The 20,991-nt window shown below is 69.2% G+C and carries 10 protein-coding genes and 1 pseudogene; 8 read left to right on the top strand and 3 right to left on the bottom strand.

Annotated elements, in window-relative coordinates; genetic code table 11:
- The first annotated feature begins 34 nt into the window (after positions 1–34).
- The 3 genes from ACFYR0_RS27460 (at position 35) to ACFYR0_RS27450 (ending at position 6,096) form a co-directional block, all read left to right on the top strand.
- Positions 35–1,900, top strand: a complete 1,866-nt coding sequence (locus ACFYR0_RS27460; RefSeq protein ID WP_389333508.1) for a DUF4157 domain-containing protein — start codon at positions 35–37, stop codon at positions 1,898–1,900.
- A 223-nt stretch (positions 1,901–2,123) separates the two neighbouring features.
- Complete coding sequence (locus ACFYR0_RS27455; RefSeq protein WP_389333505.1) at positions 2,124–2,468, top strand: CU044_2847 family protein; 345 nt, start codon at positions 2,124–2,126, stop codon at positions 2,466–2,468.
- A 19-nt stretch (positions 2,469–2,487) separates the two neighbouring features.
- A complete protein-coding gene (locus tag ACFYR0_RS27450) occupies positions 2,488–6,096 on the top strand; it encodes a trypsin-like peptidase domain-containing protein (RefSeq protein WP_389333502.1) in 3,609 nt (1,202 codons plus the stop codon).
- A gap of 56 nt (positions 6,097–6,152) precedes the next feature.
- On the opposite strand, the gene ACFYR0_RS27445 is transcribed toward ACFYR0_RS27450, so the two are convergent.
- Entirely contained in the window at positions 6,153–6,428 is a 276-nt protein-coding gene (locus ACFYR0_RS27445; protein WP_389333499.1) for a zinc ribbon domain-containing protein, read from the bottom strand.
- A 222-nt stretch (positions 6,429–6,650) separates the two neighbouring features.
- On the opposite strand from ACFYR0_RS27445, the gene ACFYR0_RS27440 reads away from it, so the two are divergent.
- Positions 6,651–7,292, top strand: a complete 642-nt coding sequence (locus tag ACFYR0_RS27440) for a cyclase (protein ID WP_389333496.1) — start codon at positions 6,651–6,653, stop codon at positions 7,290–7,292.
- A gap of 609 nt (positions 7,293–7,901) precedes the next feature.
- The gene (locus ACFYR0_RS27435) at positions 7,902–8,315 is read left to right on the top strand and encodes a hypothetical protein (RefSeq protein ID WP_389333493.1); all 414 of its coding nucleotides are present in this window, start codon (positions 7,902–7,904) and stop codon (positions 8,313–8,315) included.
- Positions 8,316–8,364: 49 nt separating this feature from the next.
- Here ACFYR0_RS27435 and ACFYR0_RS27430 read toward each other — a convergent pair whose 3' ends face one another.
- Together ACFYR0_RS27430 and ACFYR0_RS27425 are read right to left on the bottom strand one after the other, a co-directional pair.
- Positions 8,365–9,780: an N-acetylmuramoyl-L-alanine amidase gene (locus ACFYR0_RS27430; RefSeq protein WP_389333490.1), complete on the bottom strand. Its 1,416-nt coding sequence runs from the start codon at positions 9,778–9,780 to the stop codon at positions 8,365–8,367.
- A gap of 49 nt (positions 9,781–9,829) precedes the next feature.
- Complete coding sequence (locus ACFYR0_RS27425; RefSeq protein ID WP_389333487.1) at positions 9,830–10,345, bottom strand: hypothetical protein; 516 nt, start codon at positions 10,343–10,345, stop codon at positions 9,830–9,832.
- Between the two features lie 289 nt (positions 10,346–10,634).
- Between ACFYR0_RS27425 and ACFYR0_RS27420 the strand changes: the two genes are divergently transcribed.
- From ACFYR0_RS27420 to ACFYR0_RS27410, 3 genes and pseudogenes are all read left to right on the top strand, one after another.
- Positions 10,635–19,157, top strand: coding sequence for a DNRLRE domain-containing protein (locus ACFYR0_RS27420; protein WP_389333484.1), 8,523 nt, complete (start codon positions 10,635–10,637; stop codon positions 19,155–19,157).
- 144 nt (positions 19,158–19,301) lie between these two features.
- Complete coding sequence (locus ACFYR0_RS27415; RefSeq protein ID WP_389333481.1) at positions 19,302–19,853, top strand: hypothetical protein; 552 nt, start codon at positions 19,302–19,304, stop codon at positions 19,851–19,853.
- A 682-nt stretch (positions 19,854–20,535) separates the two neighbouring features.
- Positions 20,536–20,935: pseudogene (locus tag ACFYR0_RS27410) on the top strand (transposase); the annotation flags it as partial.
- Positions 20,936–20,991: the final 56 nt, after the last annotated feature.

Here is a 20,991-nt window from a genome sequence, read left to right as displayed (position 1 = left end):
ATTCCATCGGTCCCGACGCAAACGGGTGATCCTGATGGCCGAACACATACGACTCGCAGACGTCGTGGCCGGCGTCTCTCGCGACAGACCGTCACCAGGCGGGCCCCAGACGGACGAACGGGAACAGCGGCCGGACGATCTCGCCCGGCTCATCGCGTCCGGCGCCGGAAACCGTGCCGTCGGCGCCTACCTCGACCGGCAGGCGCGACGGAGGCGGCGTGCCCGCACCGCGCCGGAGGAGTGCTCGTCCGACGGCCACGCGCTCGACCCCACGCTGCGGGCTGAGATGGAATCGCACCTCGGTGCCGATCTGTCAGGGGTCCGCCTCCACACCTCCCCCGCCGCGGCGGCATCGGCGAGCGCCCTGCACGCCAGGGCCTACACGGTCGGACAGAACATCGTCTTCGGACCGGGCGAGTACCGGCCCGAGCAGACCGCAGGCCGGGCGCTCATCGCTCATGAGCTGACCCACACGGTCCAGCAGGCTCTCGGCGGGGTCGCTCCCGCCGGCTCGGGCAGCCATGAGCGGGCTGCCGTCGACGGTTCAGCCCGCTGGGCCGGTGGGCTCGGCCCGGCTCCGGTCGGCCGGGGTTCGGCCATCGGCGTCGCCCGGGCGCCCAAGACCGCCGCGGTGGCTCCGGCGCCGGCCCCCCAGACCGTCTCGGACGGCGTCGGCGGATTCGACACCCCCCTCACCAACAGGGAAAGAGCCCAGATCCGGCGGCAGATCGCCCAGGGGAAGAAGCTCACCCCGAACATGAAGGACCGACTGCGCTCGGACGCGAGATACCAGTGGCGCACGAAGACGATGGGGAAGGGCTTGCAGCCCGGTGGGGGATATCAGGTGCACCACATCACCCCGCTGGAATTCGCGCACCGGTTCCCGACCAGGTTTCCCAACGAGCCAGGCAATCTGGTCTTGATGCGGGACGTTGCCCATAACCGATGGCACAAGATGATCAATGATCGCGTCCGCGGCAAAGGCGGAAAACTCTCCCTCAAGGATTTGAGAGACCTCCAGAAGAATACGGTGCTCTTCAACGAGGGCGACGTCTTCGTCATCGGCGAGAACGGGAAGGTCGTTCCGGCGGGAGCGAACCGTGCCGCCGCCGGTTCCAAGGCGGGCAAGGCGGCAGTCTCGAAGCCCAAGGCAGGGGGCACCTCCAAACCGGCCACGCCCAAGGCACGTGTGGCATCCAAAGGCACCGCGTCCTCCAGGCCGCAGAAGGCGACCAAGGCGGCGGCCACCGCACCGGCACCAACAGGGAAGACCGGGACGGGAACGGCCGAGACGGCGCCGCCCAAGGCGGGCGGGGCAGCAGAGTCGCCCGCTCCCAAGGCGGGCGGGGCAACCGAGACGCCCGCACCCAAGGCTGGCGGAGTCGGAGAAACGACCGCACCCAAAGCCGGCGGGGCAAGCGAGACGCCCGCACCCAAAGTCGGCGGAGTCGGAGAAACGGCCGCGCCCAAGGCCGGCGGAGTCGGAGAAGTGGCCGCGCCCAAGGCGGCGGGCAAGACGTCTGTGACGCCCGGTGCCGTCCCCAGAGTCGGCCGTGGCAAAGGCCCTTCCTTCGTCGAGGGTCTGGCAGGGCGCCTGGGGGTGGGCTTCGACCTGATCCAGGCGGTGCCGGAGGTCCTGGAGGAAATCGCCAGGGAGAAGCCCCAATGGTTCCCCGAAGGGGCGCATGTGGAATTCCATCAGGTCGACGAGAACAAGCTGTTCAACCCCAGCACGTTCCACGAGGGGTACCGGAGTACCGGCTACTCCGTCGACAAGGTCAACGGCGAGATGATCTACCACGACTCGACCGGCGCGCAGGTGTCGCGAGAGGAGGCGCTGAAGCCCCCGGCCAGGATCCCGTACGACCCGAACCGCTGGGACCCCGCCACAGGCGCCTGAACACAGCGAGTGGCCCCGTCGAGCGGACGGGTCCTCCTTCCCCGTCATGCTTTTCGCGATCCTGCAATGGGACCGCTGGCCTCCGGGGCCGGTATGACCGGGTGCCCTCTGTCGAACGGAGTGCCAAATGCCTGGAAGTCATCCTCGCACCCCTGTACCTACAAGCCCGCAGATCCAGTCGTCCGCAGGGACAACACCGGGCCGCTTGTGACAAATTGCCTGCATGACAAACCGGTTGATCCCCGTACGGGTGGGCGCGGTCGAGGTGCTGGTGGAAACCGTGCCCGTGCCGGGATCGCAGCCCACCTCACGGCTGCAGGAAGCAGGCCGCCAGGTCGTGGAGTCCTTCGATCATGCCCGCGACGCCGTGGTGGAGATCGCGGCCTCCACCGCCCAGGCGATCGACCGGCTGCACCAGCGCGCAGTCCGGCCCGAGCAGGTCGAGGTCGAGTTCGGGCTGAAGTTCTCGGCGCAGGGGAACGTCATCGTGGCCGGAGCCGCCGGTGAGGCGTCGCTGGTGGTCCGGATGACCTACCGTAGCGCCGCCGCCCCGGACGCCTCCGCGTAGCGTCGTCGGGGGACCGGCCATGGAGGCGGCGACGCGCCATCCCCGGGTGCCGCGCAGTCTGGGACGCGTACTGAGCCCCGACGGCGCACCGGCGGGCACCTGCTTCCAGGTGGCGCCCGGCATCGTCGTCACCGCCTGGCATGTGCTGGCCGGGCTCGGTTGCGGGTACCCAAGCGCACAGGTGCGGACCGACGCGCTCGGCGGTGGGGCGGCCGCCGAGTGGGCGAAGGTCACCGCGGTCGACGACGTACGCGATCTGGCGGTGCTGCGCCGGGCTCGGCCGTTGGAAGAGTCCGTCCCCGGGTGGGCGCCCACGGACGCGGTGCGGCTGCTGACCGGTGTGGTGGTCAACGGCGTGGCCGGGGTGGACGATCCCGGGCACGACTACCGCTTTCTGCAGGCCACCGGCAGCTGGCAGGGCTGGACGGTACGAGATGGTGTCCCGCTGGGCCGACTGTCCTCGTCCGCGTTGCTGCCCGGGATGAGCGGCGCTCCCGTACTCCGGCTGACCGACGGAGTGGTGCTCGGCGTGGTGTCGGCCCGCTACAACAGCGCCGACAACTGGCTGCGCGACTCCGTCTGGGTGGCCAGAACCGAGGACCTCACCCGCCTGCTCGAAGGCCCGGCCGAGATCACCGTACACAGTCGGCTGACCCTCGGCGACGAGCCGGGCACCCTCATCTCGGCCCACGACGCCACCTCCGCGCCCCGCACCACAGTGACCGGAGCAGCGGAAACGGCCCGCGAAGCCGCCCTGGTGCTCACCGCGATCGACGACACCTGCCGTGGCGACGGCCCGCTCCAGGACCTGCTCGGCCACATCCTTGAGCGCGCCGCCACCGGCGCCTGGAACCGACGGGAGACCGACGAGTTCCGCCACCGGCTACGGCTGCGCGGCCTGGAACCACGCGTCCTGCTGCCCCGGCTCGCCGACCACGACGAGGCGCTGCACCGCTGGTCCGCACCACTGCCGGGGCCGGAGCCGGCAGACGAGACGGCGGCGCACGCGGCGCGGGCACTGCTCGGGAGTGTGCGGCGGGTGCTGGCCGATGAGTTGACCGGCGTTATGTTCACGGAGCTGTCGGACACCTGCCGGAGCTGTCTGCGCGAGGCGCTGCTGGACGGGGACGGCATCCCGCTGTCCGGTTTCCTGCACGCGCTGCTGGACCTCCTTCCGCCGATCCGTTCCGCATCGGTGGAAGCCGTGCTCGTCCCGCCCCGCCCACCCGCCACCGGCGACACGGACAGCGTCCCCGCCGTCCCTGGACCGGCCCCCGGCCGCGCCGAACTCGCCGCCGTGGCCGTCCAGATGTGCCGGCTGCCCACACCCGACCCGTGCGTCGCCGGACGCGAGGAGCTGGTGGCCCGTCTCGCCCGCGCGATCGACCGCCGGATGACGCGGTACGGATCGGCCACCGCGTTCCTCTCCGGCCAGCCCGGCGTCGGCACCTCCACCGTGGCCGTCGAGGCCGCCCGCGCCCTCACCCCCGCGTTCCCGGGAGGCGTGTACTACGTGGACCTGCGCGGCCTGATGCCCGAGGCCCGGCTGAACGCCCGCACGGTGGTACGCATCCTCAGTGAGGCACTGCGCCTGGACCTCGGCTCGGAACTGACGGACGACGCCCGGCAGCTCGCGGCACTCACCGCCGTCCTGCACGAGCGCCGCGTGCTGCTCGTCCTGGACAACGCCGCCGACGCCGCCCATGTCCGACCGTTCGTCAAGACACCGTCGGGCTGCGCCCTGATCGTCACCTCGCGTGACCGCACCCAGGACTACGCCGACCCCGGGCTGGTCCTCGATGTAGGTCCGCTGGCCAGACCTGCTTCTGTCGCGGTGCTCATCCGCTGCTGCCAGGAACGCCCCGACGCCTGCGAACCCTCCACGCTGGACCGGGTGGCGCAGCTGTGCGGCGATGTGCCGCTGGCGCTGCGGATCGCCGGGGCACGGCTGGCCCATCCCTCGGGACCGCCCGCCTCGTATCTCGTCCAGCTCCTGGAGGAGGAGTCGGTCCGGCTGGACGCCCTCGCCTACGGGGACCGCGCCGTGCGCCTGGCCATCCGTCTCAGCCACGACGCCCTGGACCCGCCAACCCAGCGGGTCTTCCGGCTGATCGCGGCGGCGCCGGGCGCGGCGGTCAGCGGGGCGGAGCTCGGGCACTGCCTGAAGGCGCCCGCGATGCGGCAGGAGTTGCTGCTGAACCGGTTGGTGGATCGAAGCCTGGCCCGGCAGGACCTCGTCCGGCTGCCCGCCGGTGCGCTACTGGCCACCTTCCGCCTGTACGACCTGATCCTGCTGTACGCCCGCGAGCAGCTGGACCTCACCGAACCACCTGCGGAGATTCAGGAGTTCCAGCGGGCCGGGGTGGCGTACCTGGTCAACCGGCTGGCAGAGATCACCGACCAGCGGTACGGGGCGCAGCTGATCGGCGAGCTCGACCCGGGCCGCTTTCACGCCGCGCTGTCCCTGGCCGAGCAGAACGGCTGGCTGGAGATGGCCACGGAACTGATGATCGGACTGCATGTCCTGTACTCGGCACGCGGTGAACTCGACGCGGTCGTCGACATCAACGACGATCGCATCGCCCTGCATCTGCGCCGCGGGGATCCCGAGGAAGCCGTCAAGGCCTGTCTGCTGAACGCGGACACGCTGCGGTCAGGCCAGGCGCTCAAGGCCGCAGTCGCGGCGGCACGGAAGGCCGTCGGGCTCGCCCGGGAGCACCATCTGCCGGTCCGGGTCGCCGAGGCCGAGTTCAAGCTGAGCATGCTGTTGTGGGAGGCGGAGGACTGGACCGGGGCGCTGAGCGCCGGGGAACGCACCGTCGACACGCTCACCACGACCGGGCGGGCTGCGGCCGCCGTCCCCGTCGCGATCAACAACTTCCGTATCGCCCGCCGGGCCGACAACACCGACAAGGCGTTGCGCTGGGGCCGCAAGTCCGTGGAGCTGGCCGACCGCTGGGGCAGCAGCGAACACCGGGCGATGGCCTGCAACGAGTGCGGGATCGCCGAGGAGGACGCGGGCAATCTGCGGCAGGCGCTACGCCTCTACCAGCGCGGGGCTGCGCTGTGGGAGCAGGCCGAGGAACCCTGGAACACAGCCAACTGCAACACCAACGCGGCCCGCACCGCCGCGCTGCTCGACGACCCGACCACGGCAGTCCACCTCTACCAGGTCGCAGCCGACTGGTGGGAGCGTGGCAACGACCATCCCCGGGTGCTGGAAACGCTGATCGACCTGAGCGCCGTCTACGCCGCCGAGGACGCCCACCAGCAGGCCGTGAACGTCCTGGCCCGCGCCGAGCGCATGGCGCTGGGGGACGCGTCGGACGCACCCGCGATGCTGTGCGCGGAGGTGCTGATCCGCCATGCGGCGGCCCGCCTGTTCGCCAACGACCCGGCTGCAGGCGCCGAGGGCGACGCGCCGGACACCGCGGAGGACGAGGAACTCGACCGAATCCGCACGATCCTGGCCCACCGCAGATCAGGCGCGCTCACCATGCACCAGGCTCGCGAGGAATCCCGCTCCCTGCTCACCACCCGCACCCGCAACCAGGCCCCGCGCAACACCCCGTGGATCTACGAGACGCTGGCGGCGGATCCGGCGGTGCGGACAGCGCTGGACGGTTGACTTGCACCTCGGGCTGAACCCCGAGGATTCTGACCTTCTCGATCGTTGCTGTGCCGCTACGCGGCACGGGGTTCGGTCGGGAATCCGTGGCTTCCTGTTTCTTCGCGCTGTGCCGGGATTGCTCCTGGTCTCACCGGCGCTCCGCAGGCCGATACCGCCGGTCCGGCGGCCGTCTTCACGTTGATCGCGGCATTGGTATCCCGGTCGTGGACGGTGCCGCAGGCAGTACAGGTCCTTTCTCGGATGTTCAGGGGTTTGGGTCCGTCCTTGGAGAGCGGTTTGTAGTGGTGGACGAAGCCGACACGGGAGTACAGCTGGGGGTAGCGAGCCAAGCGGTTCTCGGTGCTCTGCTGGGCACCGAGTCGTTCCCCGCCACAGCCTCCCGCATCCGCCTTCTCGCTGCCCTCGCGCTCCGGTGCAGGACCGCACCCGCGCCGCGGGCGCCTGCACGGCCCTGTACTTCACACGTAAGAGGTGCTGTCATGCCCGCGATAGACAGTCGGCCTGTGCGCCGACGTCCGCCCGAGGTACCCCCATCCCGGAGGAGGACGGTCATGAGCCCGAGATCCGCACACATACGTCTGCCGATGGCGGCGGCCGCGGCCCTGGCACTCACGTGCCTGGCCATGGGCCCTGCTTCAGCGGCCGGCACCACCCTCGACCTGGACTGCCAGGCCAGCCCGCCGATCGGCTCCGCGCAGCAGTTCGACCTCTCCGCCGGTGTCGACGCCGTCGCGCCGGAGACGGTCGCGCCCGGCGGCGCCCTCTCGGTCACCCTGGCCACCGAGCCGATGACGGTGCCCGGTTCGGTCAGCGGCTACACGGTCAAGTCGATCAAGGACATCACGCTCAAGGCCCCCCTCCCGACGAACGCGACGGTGACCGGCACCCGCCTCACCGGCGGTTCCGGACTCGGGTCGGGAACGCCCAGCGTCCGGGTGAGCGGCGGAGAGATCATCATGTCGGTACCCGGTCCGATCGGGGGCGGGAAGACCTTCACCCTGCCGGCGCTGAACCTCGACCTGACGGCCGGGGCGTCCGGCGGTGTCATCGAGACCCGGCTCTCCGGCACGAGCTATGGCAGTCCGGGCCTGACCTTCACCGCCAGCGTCCCGATCCTCTTCGTCACCGTCAGCGTGCCGACATCCTGCTACCCCTCCCCCAACCCGGTGCTCACCTCCACGGCCATCAGCTGATCCGGCAGGCCGGACGAACGGGTCGGGACGTGGTGTCCGGGACCGCCGTCCGGGCGCGGGTGCGCCCCTCCGGCGCCTGAGCGGCCTCGGAAACCCCTCTCGGCCGACAGGAACTGACTGTTCGCCAGTTCTATGGATCACCGGGGCACGAGATTCAGCCTGGACGGTCCCGGGCGGCGCGGGTCCCGGCAGGAGCCGGACGCGGAGCGGGCCGGGGCAGCTTCCGCCTCTCCCGCCCCGTCCGGCGCCGGCCCCGGACGGGCGGTGACCACCGCCGGGACCTGCACACGGCGAGCCGTCGGCCGGCGGCACCCGCCCGACGGGCGCGGGAACCTGTCGCGGTGGGCGGCCCTCCGCCGCCCGCCCCGCGTCCGGGAGTCGCCGCACCGCCGGGACGCGCGCGGCTCCCCCTCTGGTGCCGACAGGGTGTTTCTCGCTCGCCTTTCCAGTCCCCACCTGACGCCTCACGGACGCCTTTTCCTCAACGCTCACCACGACGGTCTTCAGCGTATGGGCCGGTGAACGCGCCTCCCTGACCGCCGCGCACCGCCTCAGGACCGACATGGTGGGCCGTGTCCTCGCACCCGAAGGCGGCGCGGAGGACGGTCGGTGCCCGGTGAGCTGACGAACATCGCGACGGAGGACGCCCAACGGTTCGGCGCCGTCACCACGGCCCTCATCGTGGGCATCGCCTCCGCGACCGGCCTGGTCGTGGGATCGGTCGTGCTGCTGCGGGTGTCGCTCCCCCTCGGTCTCCTCGTCATCGGGGCAGCCCGCTGCTGCTATGCCTCGTCCATCCGCTCAGCAGGCCCCTCGAACGGCCCAGTGAGACCGAGCAGGAGCGCGCCGCCGCGCCTCGGGCGTGGCGGGCGGCTCGCGGCGAGCGGCGACGTCGGCATCGGCATCGGCATCGGCATCGGCATCGGCATCGGCATCGGCATCGGCATCGGCATCGGCATCGGCATCGGCACATCCTCCGCGTCGTCGCCCCGGTCGCCGAAGCCCTGCCATCCGCACGGCTGAGGACGTACGACGGCCCCGCACCGCCTGTGGGCAGGGCGGGGCCGTCGGATCACCGGGCCGCGTACGGGGAGGCGGCGGCCTGGGTGCGGATGGCGGGCAGTTCGTCGTACAGCTTCTGCCCGGGGCACAGCGTGGCGTAGCCGTCGCGGTGACCGGAGACGGTGTGCAGCGTGGCGCGCTCGCCGGCCTTGTACACACCGGTGTCACCGGCCGCGGTGAGCGTCACCTGGGCCTGCGGGTCGACGCCGTCCAGGCCGAGCTTCCAGGCGGCGACGTCGGCGACGGCCGACAGGGCGGCGGGCGTCGGGGTGCCGCCGTTCTCGTAGTCGCCGAGCAGGGAGATGCTCGAGGACACACCGTTGAAGCCGTAGGTGTGGGCGCCACGCACCCGCTCGTCGACACCGCCCGCGCGGCCCTCGAAGACCGTGCCGCACTTGTCCACGAAGAAGTTGTAGCCGATGTCGTTCCAGCCGTTCGTCTGCACGTGGTAGACGAAGATCGCCCGGATGATCGCGGGTGAGTCGGCGCAGGTGTAGTCGTTGGTGCCGGCCGTGTGGTGGACGAAGAACGCCTCGACCTTGCTGATGTACTCCGCGGGGTCCTTCACCAGCGACTCGTCGGCACCCCAGCCGGCCCGGCTCACGATCGCGGGCGCGGTGGGAGCGGCGGGGCTCGTCGACTCCGCGGGGCTCGTCGACTCCGCGGGCGCGGACGCCGTGGGTGACTCGACCGGTGCGCTGGTCTCCGCGGGCAGGCTGGTCTCCGCCGGCGGGTTGTCCGTCGGCGTGGCCTCGGTCGGTTCGGCCGTGGTCTCCGACGGCGACTCGGCGGGCGCGGACGACGACGTCTCGGCGGGGCTCGCCGTCGACGTCTCCCCGGGGGTGCTCGTGGCCTTCGTCGTGTGCCTGCCGGTCTTTGCCGCTGCGCTCTTGCTCTTGTTCCCGGCCGTCGTCCCTGGGTCGACCATGTCCAGGCGCAGCCCCGCGGGGACGGCCGTCTGCTCGCCGTCAGCCAGGACGCGGGCCTCCACCGCGTCTGAGGGCCCCGTCCACAACGGTTCCGAGGCGCCGCGCGTGTCGGCCGCGCTCGTCTCGTCCGTCTCCGGCGCCACGATGTCGAGGTCGAGATCGCGCCATTCGGACCACACGCCGGTCTCGGAGCTGCGGGTGCGGATCTGAGCGGTGCCGTCGAACTCCTTGGTGTGATCCGCCCAGGAGACGCCGATCAAGGAGAAGGTCTCGGTCTGCGTGCGCGGCACGGTGCGCCTGGCCTGGCCGGTGCCGGTGAACGCCATGGTCTCGGCGCTCGCGGGCCGGTTCGTTTCACCGCCGGAGCCCTCGCCGGGACCCGTGGCCACCGCGACCGTGGCCATGCCGGCACCGCCGAGTACGGTGATGCCGACGGCCAGCCAGGTGATGCGGGAGCGGCCGAGTGTGCGGCGCGCGCGGGTTCTTCTGGGGCTCATGTGTTTCCCTGTCCTCGTTCGCTTGCGGTGGTGCCCAAGGGGGCCGTGGTCAGCCCGCGGCGGAGTCGTCCGACTCCGGTCCGGACTCGGCGGCGGGCAGCACGCCGGTGCAGGTGGCGCGGCCGAAGTCGCCGCTGGCGGTGGCGCTCTGGAGGTGTCGGCCCTGTATGGCGACGGCACAGCGGGCCTGGCCGCCCGTCTCACCGAGCACGATGCTGACGACGGGGCTGCGGCCGAGCGGCACCGGCACGGTCTTGCGCCAGGGCAGGGTGGCCGCCTTCACGACGGTCGCCGTGCCCGACTCGCTGCGGGCCTGGTACGTGATGTCGGCGGTACCGGTCCCGGTCACCTCGTAGGTGACCGAGGCGGAGGGCACCGCGCGCTCCCTCTCCTTCTCTTCGCCGCCCGTCGAGAGCAGCCCGAACAGCAGGAGTCCGCCGCACGCGGCGAGAACCACGGCGGCCGTGACGACCCCGGCGCGGTCCGGGCGGCCGGGCCGGGCGCCGCCTTCGCCTGTCGCTGACTGTTCTTCGGACTTCTCGGACTTCGTGCTCGCGTCGCCCATGAATTTACCCCCTCGGCAGGTGAATTGCCCGTACACCCGGCTCGCTCGAGCCGAGACTTGCCGGTTTATACCCCATCTCTGCAGGCGGTTTCCAGTGAGCGGAAATATCGGACAGAAGAGGCCGCCCATATGGGCGTTTTGCAGGCGCTGCGGCAACAAGTGGCCGCATTGTCTGCGCACTTGACTTGCCATCAGCCAGATGACTAGACCTCGGCACCCACCGCATTCGGCCTCGACAGGAGCCTTCTCGGTTCCCTCGGGTAAATGCGGTGGATTTCAACGACGGTTGATGGAAAGGTTTGGCGTGAGTATCAGATGGGGCAAGGCGCTGGCGTGCCTTGTGGCAGCCACGGTGACGAGTTCACTGCTGCCACAGGTCGCTTTTGCCGCCTCCGGTTCCGAGGGTGACGGCGGCGGTTTCGTCGACGGCATCACGGGCTGGATCGGAGACGACGAGGAGCAGGAGTCGGCGGAGCCGGCTTCGCACGACGAGGCGGGTGTCGCGGACCGGCAGAAGCTGCCGAAGGGCAAGGTGACTCCCAAGCCGAAGCGCGTCAAGGAACTCACCGCGCGGCGTACGGCGTACAGCCGGTTCTGGCAGTTGTCGGACGGGCGGGTGCAGGCCGAGGTGTCGGCAGTGCCGACCTCGTACCTCACGGGCAAGGCGTGGCGGGCCGTCGAGACGCGGGTGGCGAAGTCGGCCCGTGCCGGGTTCCTGTTCGCCAACACCACCAACGCGACACGCAGTTGGTTCGGCAAGGACGCGAGCCGAATGGTCCGGGTGGAGTCCGCCGACGGTCACGCGGTCACCTTGGGCCTGGAGGGGGCGAAGAACCTCTCCCCCGTGGCGAAGGGTGACACCGTCACCTACCGCGACGCGGTCTCCGGCGCCGACCTGTCGTACGAGGTCGGCGCCGGCCGGGTGAAGGAGAACATTCTCCTGGCCGAACAGCCCGACGGTCCGGTGAAGTTCGTCTTCGACCTGGACGTGGACGGGCTCACGCCGAAGGCGGCGGAGGACGGCTCCATCGCCTTCTACGGCGAGGGCACCAGCCCGGTTCTGGTCATCCCGGCACCGTTCATGGCGGACACGAGGAAGGACGCCGAGTCCCCCTACGGCACCGCCTACAGCACCGCCGTGCAGCAGTCCCTGTCGCGTGACGGCAAAGCCTGGAAGCTGACCGTCACACCGGACGCGAAGTGGCTTGCGGCGCCGGAGCGGCAGTACCCGGTCACGATCGATCCGACGATCCAGATCGCTCCGACGCCGTCGACGGCTCAGGACGTGATGATCTCCTCGGACGGTCCCGGGTCGAACTACGACACCAACTGGCGTCTGTCGGTCGGGAACACCTCCACCGGCTCCTCGCGCGCGCTGGTGAAGTTCCCGCTCACGGGGGTGCCCGCCGGCACGCGGCTGGACGCCGCCGAGCTGAAGCTGTACTACGACCAGACCCACACCGCAGGTGACACCGAGGTCCATCTGGAGGCCCACCGGGCGACCCAGGAATGGCGCGAGGACACCGCGACCTGGAACAGCGCCAACGGCATCACCGGTGAGCTGTCGGGTACGTCGGTCCTGGTCGACGACGGGGACGCGGGTACGACCGCCGCGTCCGGGTCATGGCCCGCCTCGGGGAACACGGCGTACACGCAGTACGCGGTGAACCAGGACTACCTGTACAACAAGGACTCGGTCGCGGGGAACACCTACACGTGGCAGCCGAACCTCCCCGAGGACGGCGACTACCAGGTCCAGGTGCACTACGTGCCCGCCTCGGACCGTGCCACCAACGCCCCCTACACGCTGACCTACAACGGCGGGTCGAAGGCCTACACCGTCAACCAGCAGTCCGGTACCGGCGGTGTGTGGAAGACGCTGGGCACACACCCGTTCAAGGCGGGCACGGCCGGCAGGATCGTCCTCGGTGACGGTCCGGCCTCGACGACGACGGCGGTGCTGGCGGACGCGGTGCGCTTCACCAAGGGCGGTGTGGTCACCAAACCACCGTCCGAGGCCAACGTCTGGCACTCGTTCCCGGTCACCAGGACCGTCCAGTCGTGGATCGACGGGGCGAACAGCAACCACGGTTTCGTGATCAAGGCGGCGGACGAATCCGCGAACGCACCGAAGGGCGGACCTCGTTACGAGGGAAGCGAGTTCGGCTACGGCGGCGAGACCGCGAACTACCCCCGCCTGCTCCTGACCTACGGCCGGCCGGGTGTCGAGCTCGAAGCACCGACGACGATCCACGACACGGGTGCGGAGCTGAAGTGGTCGGCGTACGCCGATCCCTCCGCCGCGACCGGTGACGACATCGTCGAGTACCAGGTCCACCGGTCGGTCTACCAGACGTTCACGCCTTCGGCGGCGACGCTGGTCTCCCCGGTGTCCAAGTCCCTCACCCAGTACACGGACACCTCGGCGACGCCGACGGCCGCGGACAGCGCGGACCCGTTCGGGCGGGCGTACTACTACCAGGTCGCCGTCAAGACCGCCGACGGTCAGGTGACCGGCGCGCCGGCACAGCTGGTGCGCCTGCCCAAGGCCGGCCGCACCACGAAGATCATCGAGGCGGGGCAGGACACGACGCTCTCGCAGACGGAGTCGACGCTCCCGCACGACACGCTCACGGACGGGGTGGCGCAGAACTGGCTGGCGGTGGGCAACAACTCGCCCACCTACGGCGACACCCGTGCGCTGCTGAAGTTCCCGGCCCTGTCCGGGATCCCGGCCGGTGCGCGGGTGCTGGACGCGACGATGCGTATGTGGGGCACGCAGACCACGACGGAGAACACCGGCGCCGTCTACGAACTGCGCCCGCTGACCCGCGACTTCGACGAGGCGTCGGCGACGTGGGTGAAGGCGAACGCCAACACCGACTGGACCACCGCCGGAGGCGACTTCGGCGCCACGGTCTCGGACACCGCCCCGGCCATGAGCAACGACCCGGCCCGTCACGACTGGAGCGTCGCCTCCCTGGTGCAGGGCTGGGTGACCACACCCGCCTCCCAGCAGGGCGTGCTGGTGAAGATGGCCGACGAGAGCGTGAAGCAGGAGCGCACGGTGTTCCTGTCCTCCGAGGCGAGCGAGAAGAAGCTGCGTCCGCGTCTGGTCGTCACCTACATCGACTCCACCACCGAGTCGACGTACTACGCCCCCAGGACACCGGCCCGGATGACCCCGAACTCCACGTACACGGTCGAGTTCACCCTCACCAACACCACCGGCACGGCCTGGGCCGCCGGTGAACGTGAGCTGTCCTACACCTGGAAGCTCCCGGACGGCACCGACGCCACCACCGGCGGCAACCAGGCCGCCACGGCCCTCCCGGCCCTCTCACCGGGCCAGTCGACCCTGGTGCAGGCGCAGGTCAAGACGCCGGTCAACAGCGACAGCGGGAACAAGCGCACCGACTACGTCCTCGGCTGGGACGTCCGCAAGGTCTCGGACGGCAGCTGGCTGTCGGCGGGCACCGGCGGCATCCCGGCCCTGAAGCAGAACGTGGCGGTCGAGGACCCGACCTCCAACTCCCTGGGCCTGGAGAAGTTCTACTCCTACACGGGCAAGAACACCGGTGCCGGTGCGACGGTGATGAACAACCTCGCCTCCGGCAACAGCGTGTGGTCCTACAACGCCTTCACCAACCCCGGACGCGGCCTGACCACCTTCGCCCGCTTCTCCTACAACTCCCTCGACACCAGCGACACGGTGCTCGGCGCGGGCTGGTCCGCGCAGCTCGCGGGTCCGGTCCGTCTGGGTGCGCCGCTGGACTTCCATCCCAACCCCAGCGCGAACGCCCGTGAGATCCGCCTGCCGGACGGCGACGGCACCACGCACGTGTTCACCAAGCAGGAGGACGGCACCTGGAAGGCGCCGGCGGGCGTCCACTACCGGATCACCATGAAGCCGGGCCTGGACTGCACCCCGGACAAGGACCCGGTCCCGGACGCCTGGACGCTGCTGCGCCCGGACGGGACCCGCTTCCTCTTCGGCTGCGACGGCTACCTGACCTCGGTGGTCGACAAGAACGGCAACACGCAGACCTACACCTACGAAGAGCGCAAGTCCAACAACAAGCCGGTCAAGTTCCTCTCCTACATCACCGATCCGGCCGGCCGGCAGTCGCTGACCGTGGAGTACTACTCCAAGGCCGAGGCGTCCAGCCCGAAGATCGCCGACCACGTCAAGTCGATCACGGACATCTCGGGATCGGTCGCCGGCCTCCCGGTACGCAAGCTCACCTTCGAGTACTCCGACCAGGGTCTGCTGACCAAGCTCACGGACGGCACGGGCTCCGCCCAGCCGAAGGTGTTCGCCTTCACCTACGACGCCACCCAGGGCAACAAGAACGTCAAGCTCGTCACCGCCACCGACCCGCGTGGCCACGACACCATGCTCGACTACCACGCCCCGCAGGCCGGTGACGACCCCAGGTACCACTGGTGGACCAAGAAGATCACCGACCGTCTCGGCGGTGACACCCTCTTCACCTACGCGGCGAACACCACGAACACGAAGTTCACCGACACCACCGTCACCGACGCCGAGAACCACGCGACCGAGTACGTCACCGACGACTTCGGACGCCCGGTGCAGACCGTCAACGCCAAGTCCCAGACCACGAAGATGAGCTGGGACACCGACAACAACGTCACCTACCTCGAGGAGGACAACGGCGCCAAGACCGCCTTCTGCTACGACCAGAAGACCGGATACCCCCTCTGGCAGCGCGACGCCGAGAACAACAAGAACGGCGTCCCGCAGGCCTCGGAGTGCGCGCCCGGCACCTATCCGGCCGACACGGCGAGGTTCGAGTACCAGACCCGCGCCGACGGCTTCGCCGCGGACCTGTTCCGCAAGACCTCTGCCGAGGGCCGCGTCTGGCAGTTCGGCTACGACACGTACGGCAACCTCAAGACCGTCACCGACCCCAAGGGCGTCGCGACCTCCGCCGCGGACGACTACACCACCAAGTACGAGTACGACGCCTACGGCCGGCTGACCAAGGCGACCGACGCCAACGGCAACCCGACGACGTACTCCGCCTTCGGCCCCACCGGGTACCCGAACCGCGTCACGGACGCGAAGACGTTCACCACGGACTTCGTCTACGACGACCACGGCCGGGTCACGAAGGTCACCGACGCGAACCAGAAGATCACCACGCAGACGTACGACGTCTACGGTCGCCCGCTGGTGAAGACGGTGCCGAAGAAGCAGGACACCGGCGCCCTCATCACCACTCCGGCACCCGAGTACGACGCCAACGACAACGTCACCAGGTCCACGGCACCGAACGGCGCCGTCTCCACGGCCGTGTACGACAAGGCGGACCAGGTCACCTCGGCGACCGCCCCGGTGAACAACCTGACCGCTCCGCGCACCACGACGTACACCTACGACAAGGTGGGCAATCTCAGGACGACGACCGAGCCCAAGGGCACGGCGACGACGACGGACGCGACCGACTACCTCACCACCAACCACTACGACGAGATCTACCAGCTCACCTCCGTGATAAACGCGGCCGGTGACAAGATCAGCTACGAGTACGACAACGTCGGCAACATCGTCACGGTCGTCGACCCGAAGAAGAACGCGACAGCCGACACCACCGACTACAGCAGCCGGACGGCCTACGACCTGAACCACCGTGCCACCGTCGTCACCGACGCGGCCGGCAAGACCACCAAGCAGGGCTACGACAAGGACTCCCTGATCACTTCGGCCACCGACCCGGAGAACAACACCACCACCATCACCTACGACGAGCGCGGCAAACAGACCGAGGTCAAGGTGCCGCACTCCGGCACCACCCCGATCACCTACCGCACGACGAGGTACGAATACGACCAGGCCGGCAACACCGTCAAGGTCATCACCCCGCGCGCCGTCGCGGCGGGCACGACCACGGCCTTCACGGCCCGAACCGACTACGACGAGCTGAACCGTCCGGTCAGGCAGTACCAGCCCTACGACCCGGCAGACTCCCGCTACAACAACCCGAACGTCTACACGGAGACGGTCTACGACAAGATCGGCCGGGTCGCGAAGACCTCGCTGCCGCCGTCCGACGGCGAGACCGTCCGCAACGACACGTCGTACAGCTACTTCGACAACGGCTGGGTGGAGTCGTCCACGGACCCGTGGGACATCGCCACCGCCTACGACTACAACGAGGTCGGGCAGCAGACCAAGCGCACCGTGACCTCGGCGGGCGGTTCGTCCAACCGCACGATGACATGGTCCTACTACGCCGACGGCAAGCTGAAGGCGAAGTCCGACGACGGCGTCCCGGTCGGCCAGTCGGTCGTCCTGGTCGACAACTCCGACACCCAGAACACGGCTTCCACCGGTACCTGGACCGCCGGCAACGTCACCGGCCAGCACGGCTACGACCACCGCACCCACGCGGCGGGCACCGGCACGGACGCGTACACCTGGACCCTGAACATCCCCAAGGACGGCACGTACACCGCGTACGTGAAGTTCCCGAAGGTCACGGGCGCGGCAACGACCGCCAAGTACACGGTGACGTACGACGGCGGAACGGTCGACAAGACGATCGACCAGAACGCCACCGCTAACCAGGCGACCTGGGTCTCGCTCGGCGCGTACGCCTTCAAGCAGGGCAACGCCGCCAAGCTTCAGCTGTTCCAGAACAGCGCCGGCACGGTCGTCGCCGACGGCGTCAAGCTCGTCCGCAGCACCAGCGGCGAGCCCGCCGACACGGAGAAGACCGACTTCGCCTACAGCTACGACCTCAACGGCAACCTCACCAAGATCGACGACACCTCGTCGACCGCGAAGATCGACGCCTACACGGTCGCCTACACGGGCCTCAACCAGGTCCAGAAGGTCACCGAGGCACTCGCCGGCGCCGAGAAGAAGAACACGTCGTACACCTACGACGCCAACGGCCAGCCCGAAACGGTCACCCACCCCGACCAGTTCTCCAAGTACACCTACGACCTGCGCGAGCTGGTCAAGACCATCTCCGTCGGCAAGAGCGCGACGGACACCGACCCGAAGGTGACGTCGTACATCTACTCCGACCGCGGCCAGCGGGTGAAGGAGACCAAGGACAACGGCAACACCGTCGACTACACGTACTTCCTCGACGCCGCCGTGAAGACGTCGACCGAGAAGAAGGCCAACGGCACCCTCGTCGCCTCGCACACCTACGCCTACGACGCCAACGGCAACAAGGCGCAGGACGTGACGAAGAAGATGCACGCCGACAACAACACGGCCTATCTCGAGTCGACGACCAACTACGCCTACGACCCGGCCGACCGGCTGAAGGAGACGGTCAAGACCGGAAACGGCGCCGGCACGGAGACCTACGTCCACGACGACAACGCCAACGTCATCCGGCAGACGGTCAAGAACGAGACCACCGAGTTCGAGTACGACCGCAACAGGCTGCTGACCGCCACGGTCTCCGGGGCCACGGCGAACTACAACTACGACCCGTTCGGCCGCCAGGAGTCGGTCACCGCGAGCGGTCAGGTCATCGAGCGGAAGGTCTACGACGGCTTCGACCACGTCGTCGAGGACCAGAAAATGGTCTCCGGCGGCGCGCTGGAGACGACGAAGTACACCTTCGACCCGCTCGACCGCACCTCGTCGAAGACCGCCGACGGCAAGACCACCACGTTCAACTACCTCGGCCTGTCCAAGGAAGTCCTGAACGAGGAGGTCTCCGGAGCCCTGACCAGGTCCTACCAGTACAGCCCCTGGGGCGAGCGTCTGTCGCAGATCAAGCACAACACCGACGGCACGACCGAGGACAGCTACTACGGCTACAACAGCCACACCGACGTCGAGACACTCACGGACGAGGACGGCAACACCAAGGCCACGTACGGCTACACCGCCTACGGCTCGGACGATGAGTCGGAGTTCACCGGTATCGACAAGCCCGACGCGGGTGACCCGGCCAAGGAGGAGTACAACGCCTACCGCTACAACTCCAAGCGCTGGGATTCCCGGTCCGAGACGTACGACATGGGCTTCCGTGACTACAGCCCGGACCTGAACAGGTTCGTCACCCGGGACCTGTACAACGGCGCACTGGCGGACATGGAGCTGGCGGCCGACCCGTTCACCGGGAACCGCTACGCGTTCACGGGCGGCAACCCGATCACCTTCATCGAGATCGACGGACACCTGTCGTGGGGCGATGTCACCGACACCTTCGAGAAGATCGTCAGGGGCGGCACGAAATTCGGCGCCAAGAGGAACCCCATCGGTCTGACGATCGAGGTGGGAAGTTTCGTCCTGGGAGTCGAGAGTCCCGTCGATCAGGGCGTCGACGCGCTCCTCGACGAGATATTCGGTGGTGGCGGTGGAGGCAAGGCCACCTGGCGCCCGGTCGCTTCCGACGGCTGCGACGAGGACGAGCTCTTCACTTCGATAGGATGCGAGGATCCCGCTGAGACGCTGCAAAGGGTCACCGACGAAGTGCACCAGGAGTTCCAGAAGAACCCGCAGAGCTATCTCGACGAGCTCACTCCGGCCGAGCGGGCCGCGACGGAAGCCGATCCGAAATTCGCCCAGGCGAGTTACGGCAAGGCCATGGAGCGGGCGGTGGCCAGGCACCCGGACGTCCAGCCGCACTTCGAGCACGTGGGTGGAGCCGGCAATCCCGACTTCCTGCTGGTGACCCGTCACGGAGTGTCGCCCTACGAGCTCACCACGAACAGCAACGGGGCGTTCCTCGGCCACGTGAACCGGTGGTACGTCGAACCGCTCACGTACATCACCTACCCGTCTGTGCCATTTGGATTTGGGGTGCTCCCGTAGCTCATGAAGTTTCAGGAACGGCGTCAGAGGATTTCAGGCGTGACCAGCGGGCCGGGCGCGCGAGTGACCGGCACGGACTGGGAGAGGGTCCAGTTCCTCAACTGTGTTTCGAGGTGCACCCCTGATCCCCGGGACCGTCTGCGGGTGACCGGGGTGAATCTGGTCGACTGCAGCGAGAAGGGCTGTTACGTCGAGGGTGCGATGCTGACGGACGTCACGGTGGACGGCCTCCTCGTCGAGGAGGCGATGCCGCTGAAGCTGGCAGGCTGCGTGTTCCATCGCGTGACACTGCGCGGTGAACTCGGACAGATCATGATCCGTCCGAAGCTGCACATGGCCTACCGGCAGTCGCAGCCTTCCTACGACGCCGCCAACTCTGCGGCGTACGCAGAGATCGACTGGGCCCTCGACATCTCCGGCGCGCGAGGATGCGCGGTGGACGTGCAGGGGATTCCGAGCCGATTGATCCGCAGAGATCCTGAGACCCAGGCCGTCATGACCTTCGAGCAGGCACTCGGGGGAGCGTGGCGGGAGGTCGACCTGGCCGGTACGCCCTTCGGCGTGCACGCCAAGATCATCCTTGAGACGGGCGCGGAGGACATGGTGCTCGCGGCCGATCACAGCAGCGCGAACTTCGCCCATCAGGTGGCGAAGCTGGCGGAACTGCGCAAGCTCGGCTGCGTGCTGCCCGACTGACGCGTGCTCGGCGCTGTCGGCCGACAGCGCCGAGCCGTGGCCCCGGCCGGTGCCGTCCCCTCCCCCGGGCACGGCACCATCCACCATGCCGCCTCGGGCCGGTCCGCGGACCGGCCCGGGGCGGCACTTCGCTGTCCTGGGCACCCCCTCCCCCGCTGAGAGGCACTGACGGCAGGCAACCGGGCGCAGGCCAGGGCGTCGCGACACAACAGAGGTCCGCCGCTCTCCGCCGGTCACCGCGGACCGTGCGACGGGCGACCCCGCATGCGTATTTCTGGAACCACTGGGTCCGGTTGGGCTGGATCCGCGCGGCGGCGACCGGACTCGGTGCCGGGGACCAACTCCTGGCACCACCAGGCCGTCGCCCCCTGCGGCGCCGGCCTGGTGGTGACCTGACGCACGAGCGACGGCGTGATCGAGTCGGTGGAGCTCCCGGGTGCTCCGGTGCTCGTTTCGACGCCTTCACCGGGCCCCTGTACCGGCAACACTTTCCTCGACGTGGATGTGCTCCGCGACGCCGGAGCGACGGACCTGTCGCCGTACGGCGGCACGGGCGAACTGCGGTACGACATCTTCGTCGATCCGCCGACGACGTGGCCCGCCCGCCGGGGAGTGTGTGATGTCGCGATCAATCTTGCCGACCCGGGTCTCCTGACAAAGGGCATCCGGTGGGAAGTCGATCGTGACGCGCAGGCAACTCACCCACGAGCAGGAGAAGTTGATCGAGCCGTTCCTGCCGATAGGCGAGTACGGCCCGCACCCCGAACGTCTGCGGGACCAGTTCGAGGGGGTGATCTGGCCGTTCCGCACCAGCAGCCAGTGGCGTGAGACGCCGGGCGAGTTCGGTCCGTGGCCGACGGTCTACGGCCGCTTCCGGATGTGGAGGGACGCCGGGCGTCCTCACCGCGCTGCTCGAAGGACTGATCGCCGAGGCCGCCCGGCAGGGCCGGACGGACGTGTCCCTGGTCAGGGTGGACTCCACCGCCGCCCGCGCCCACCACGACGCGGCCGGGATGCGCATCGGCGAGGAGAGCGTGACTCCCCCGCCCAAAGGCGGGGGCTTCTCAACGAAATCCAGGCGCAGCGAAATCCAGGCGAGCTGGGCCAGGATATGCGCCGACCGGCCGTGACGAGCCCG

This window comes from Streptomyces sp. NPDC005017 (assembly GCF_042873115.1).
In the GTDB taxonomy this organism is placed as follows: domain Bacteria; phylum Actinomycetota; class Actinomycetes; order Streptomycetales; family Streptomycetaceae; genus Streptomyces.
The sequence above is the reverse complement of the archived record's forward strand: the minus strand, read 5'-3'. Positions and strand labels throughout refer to the sequence as shown.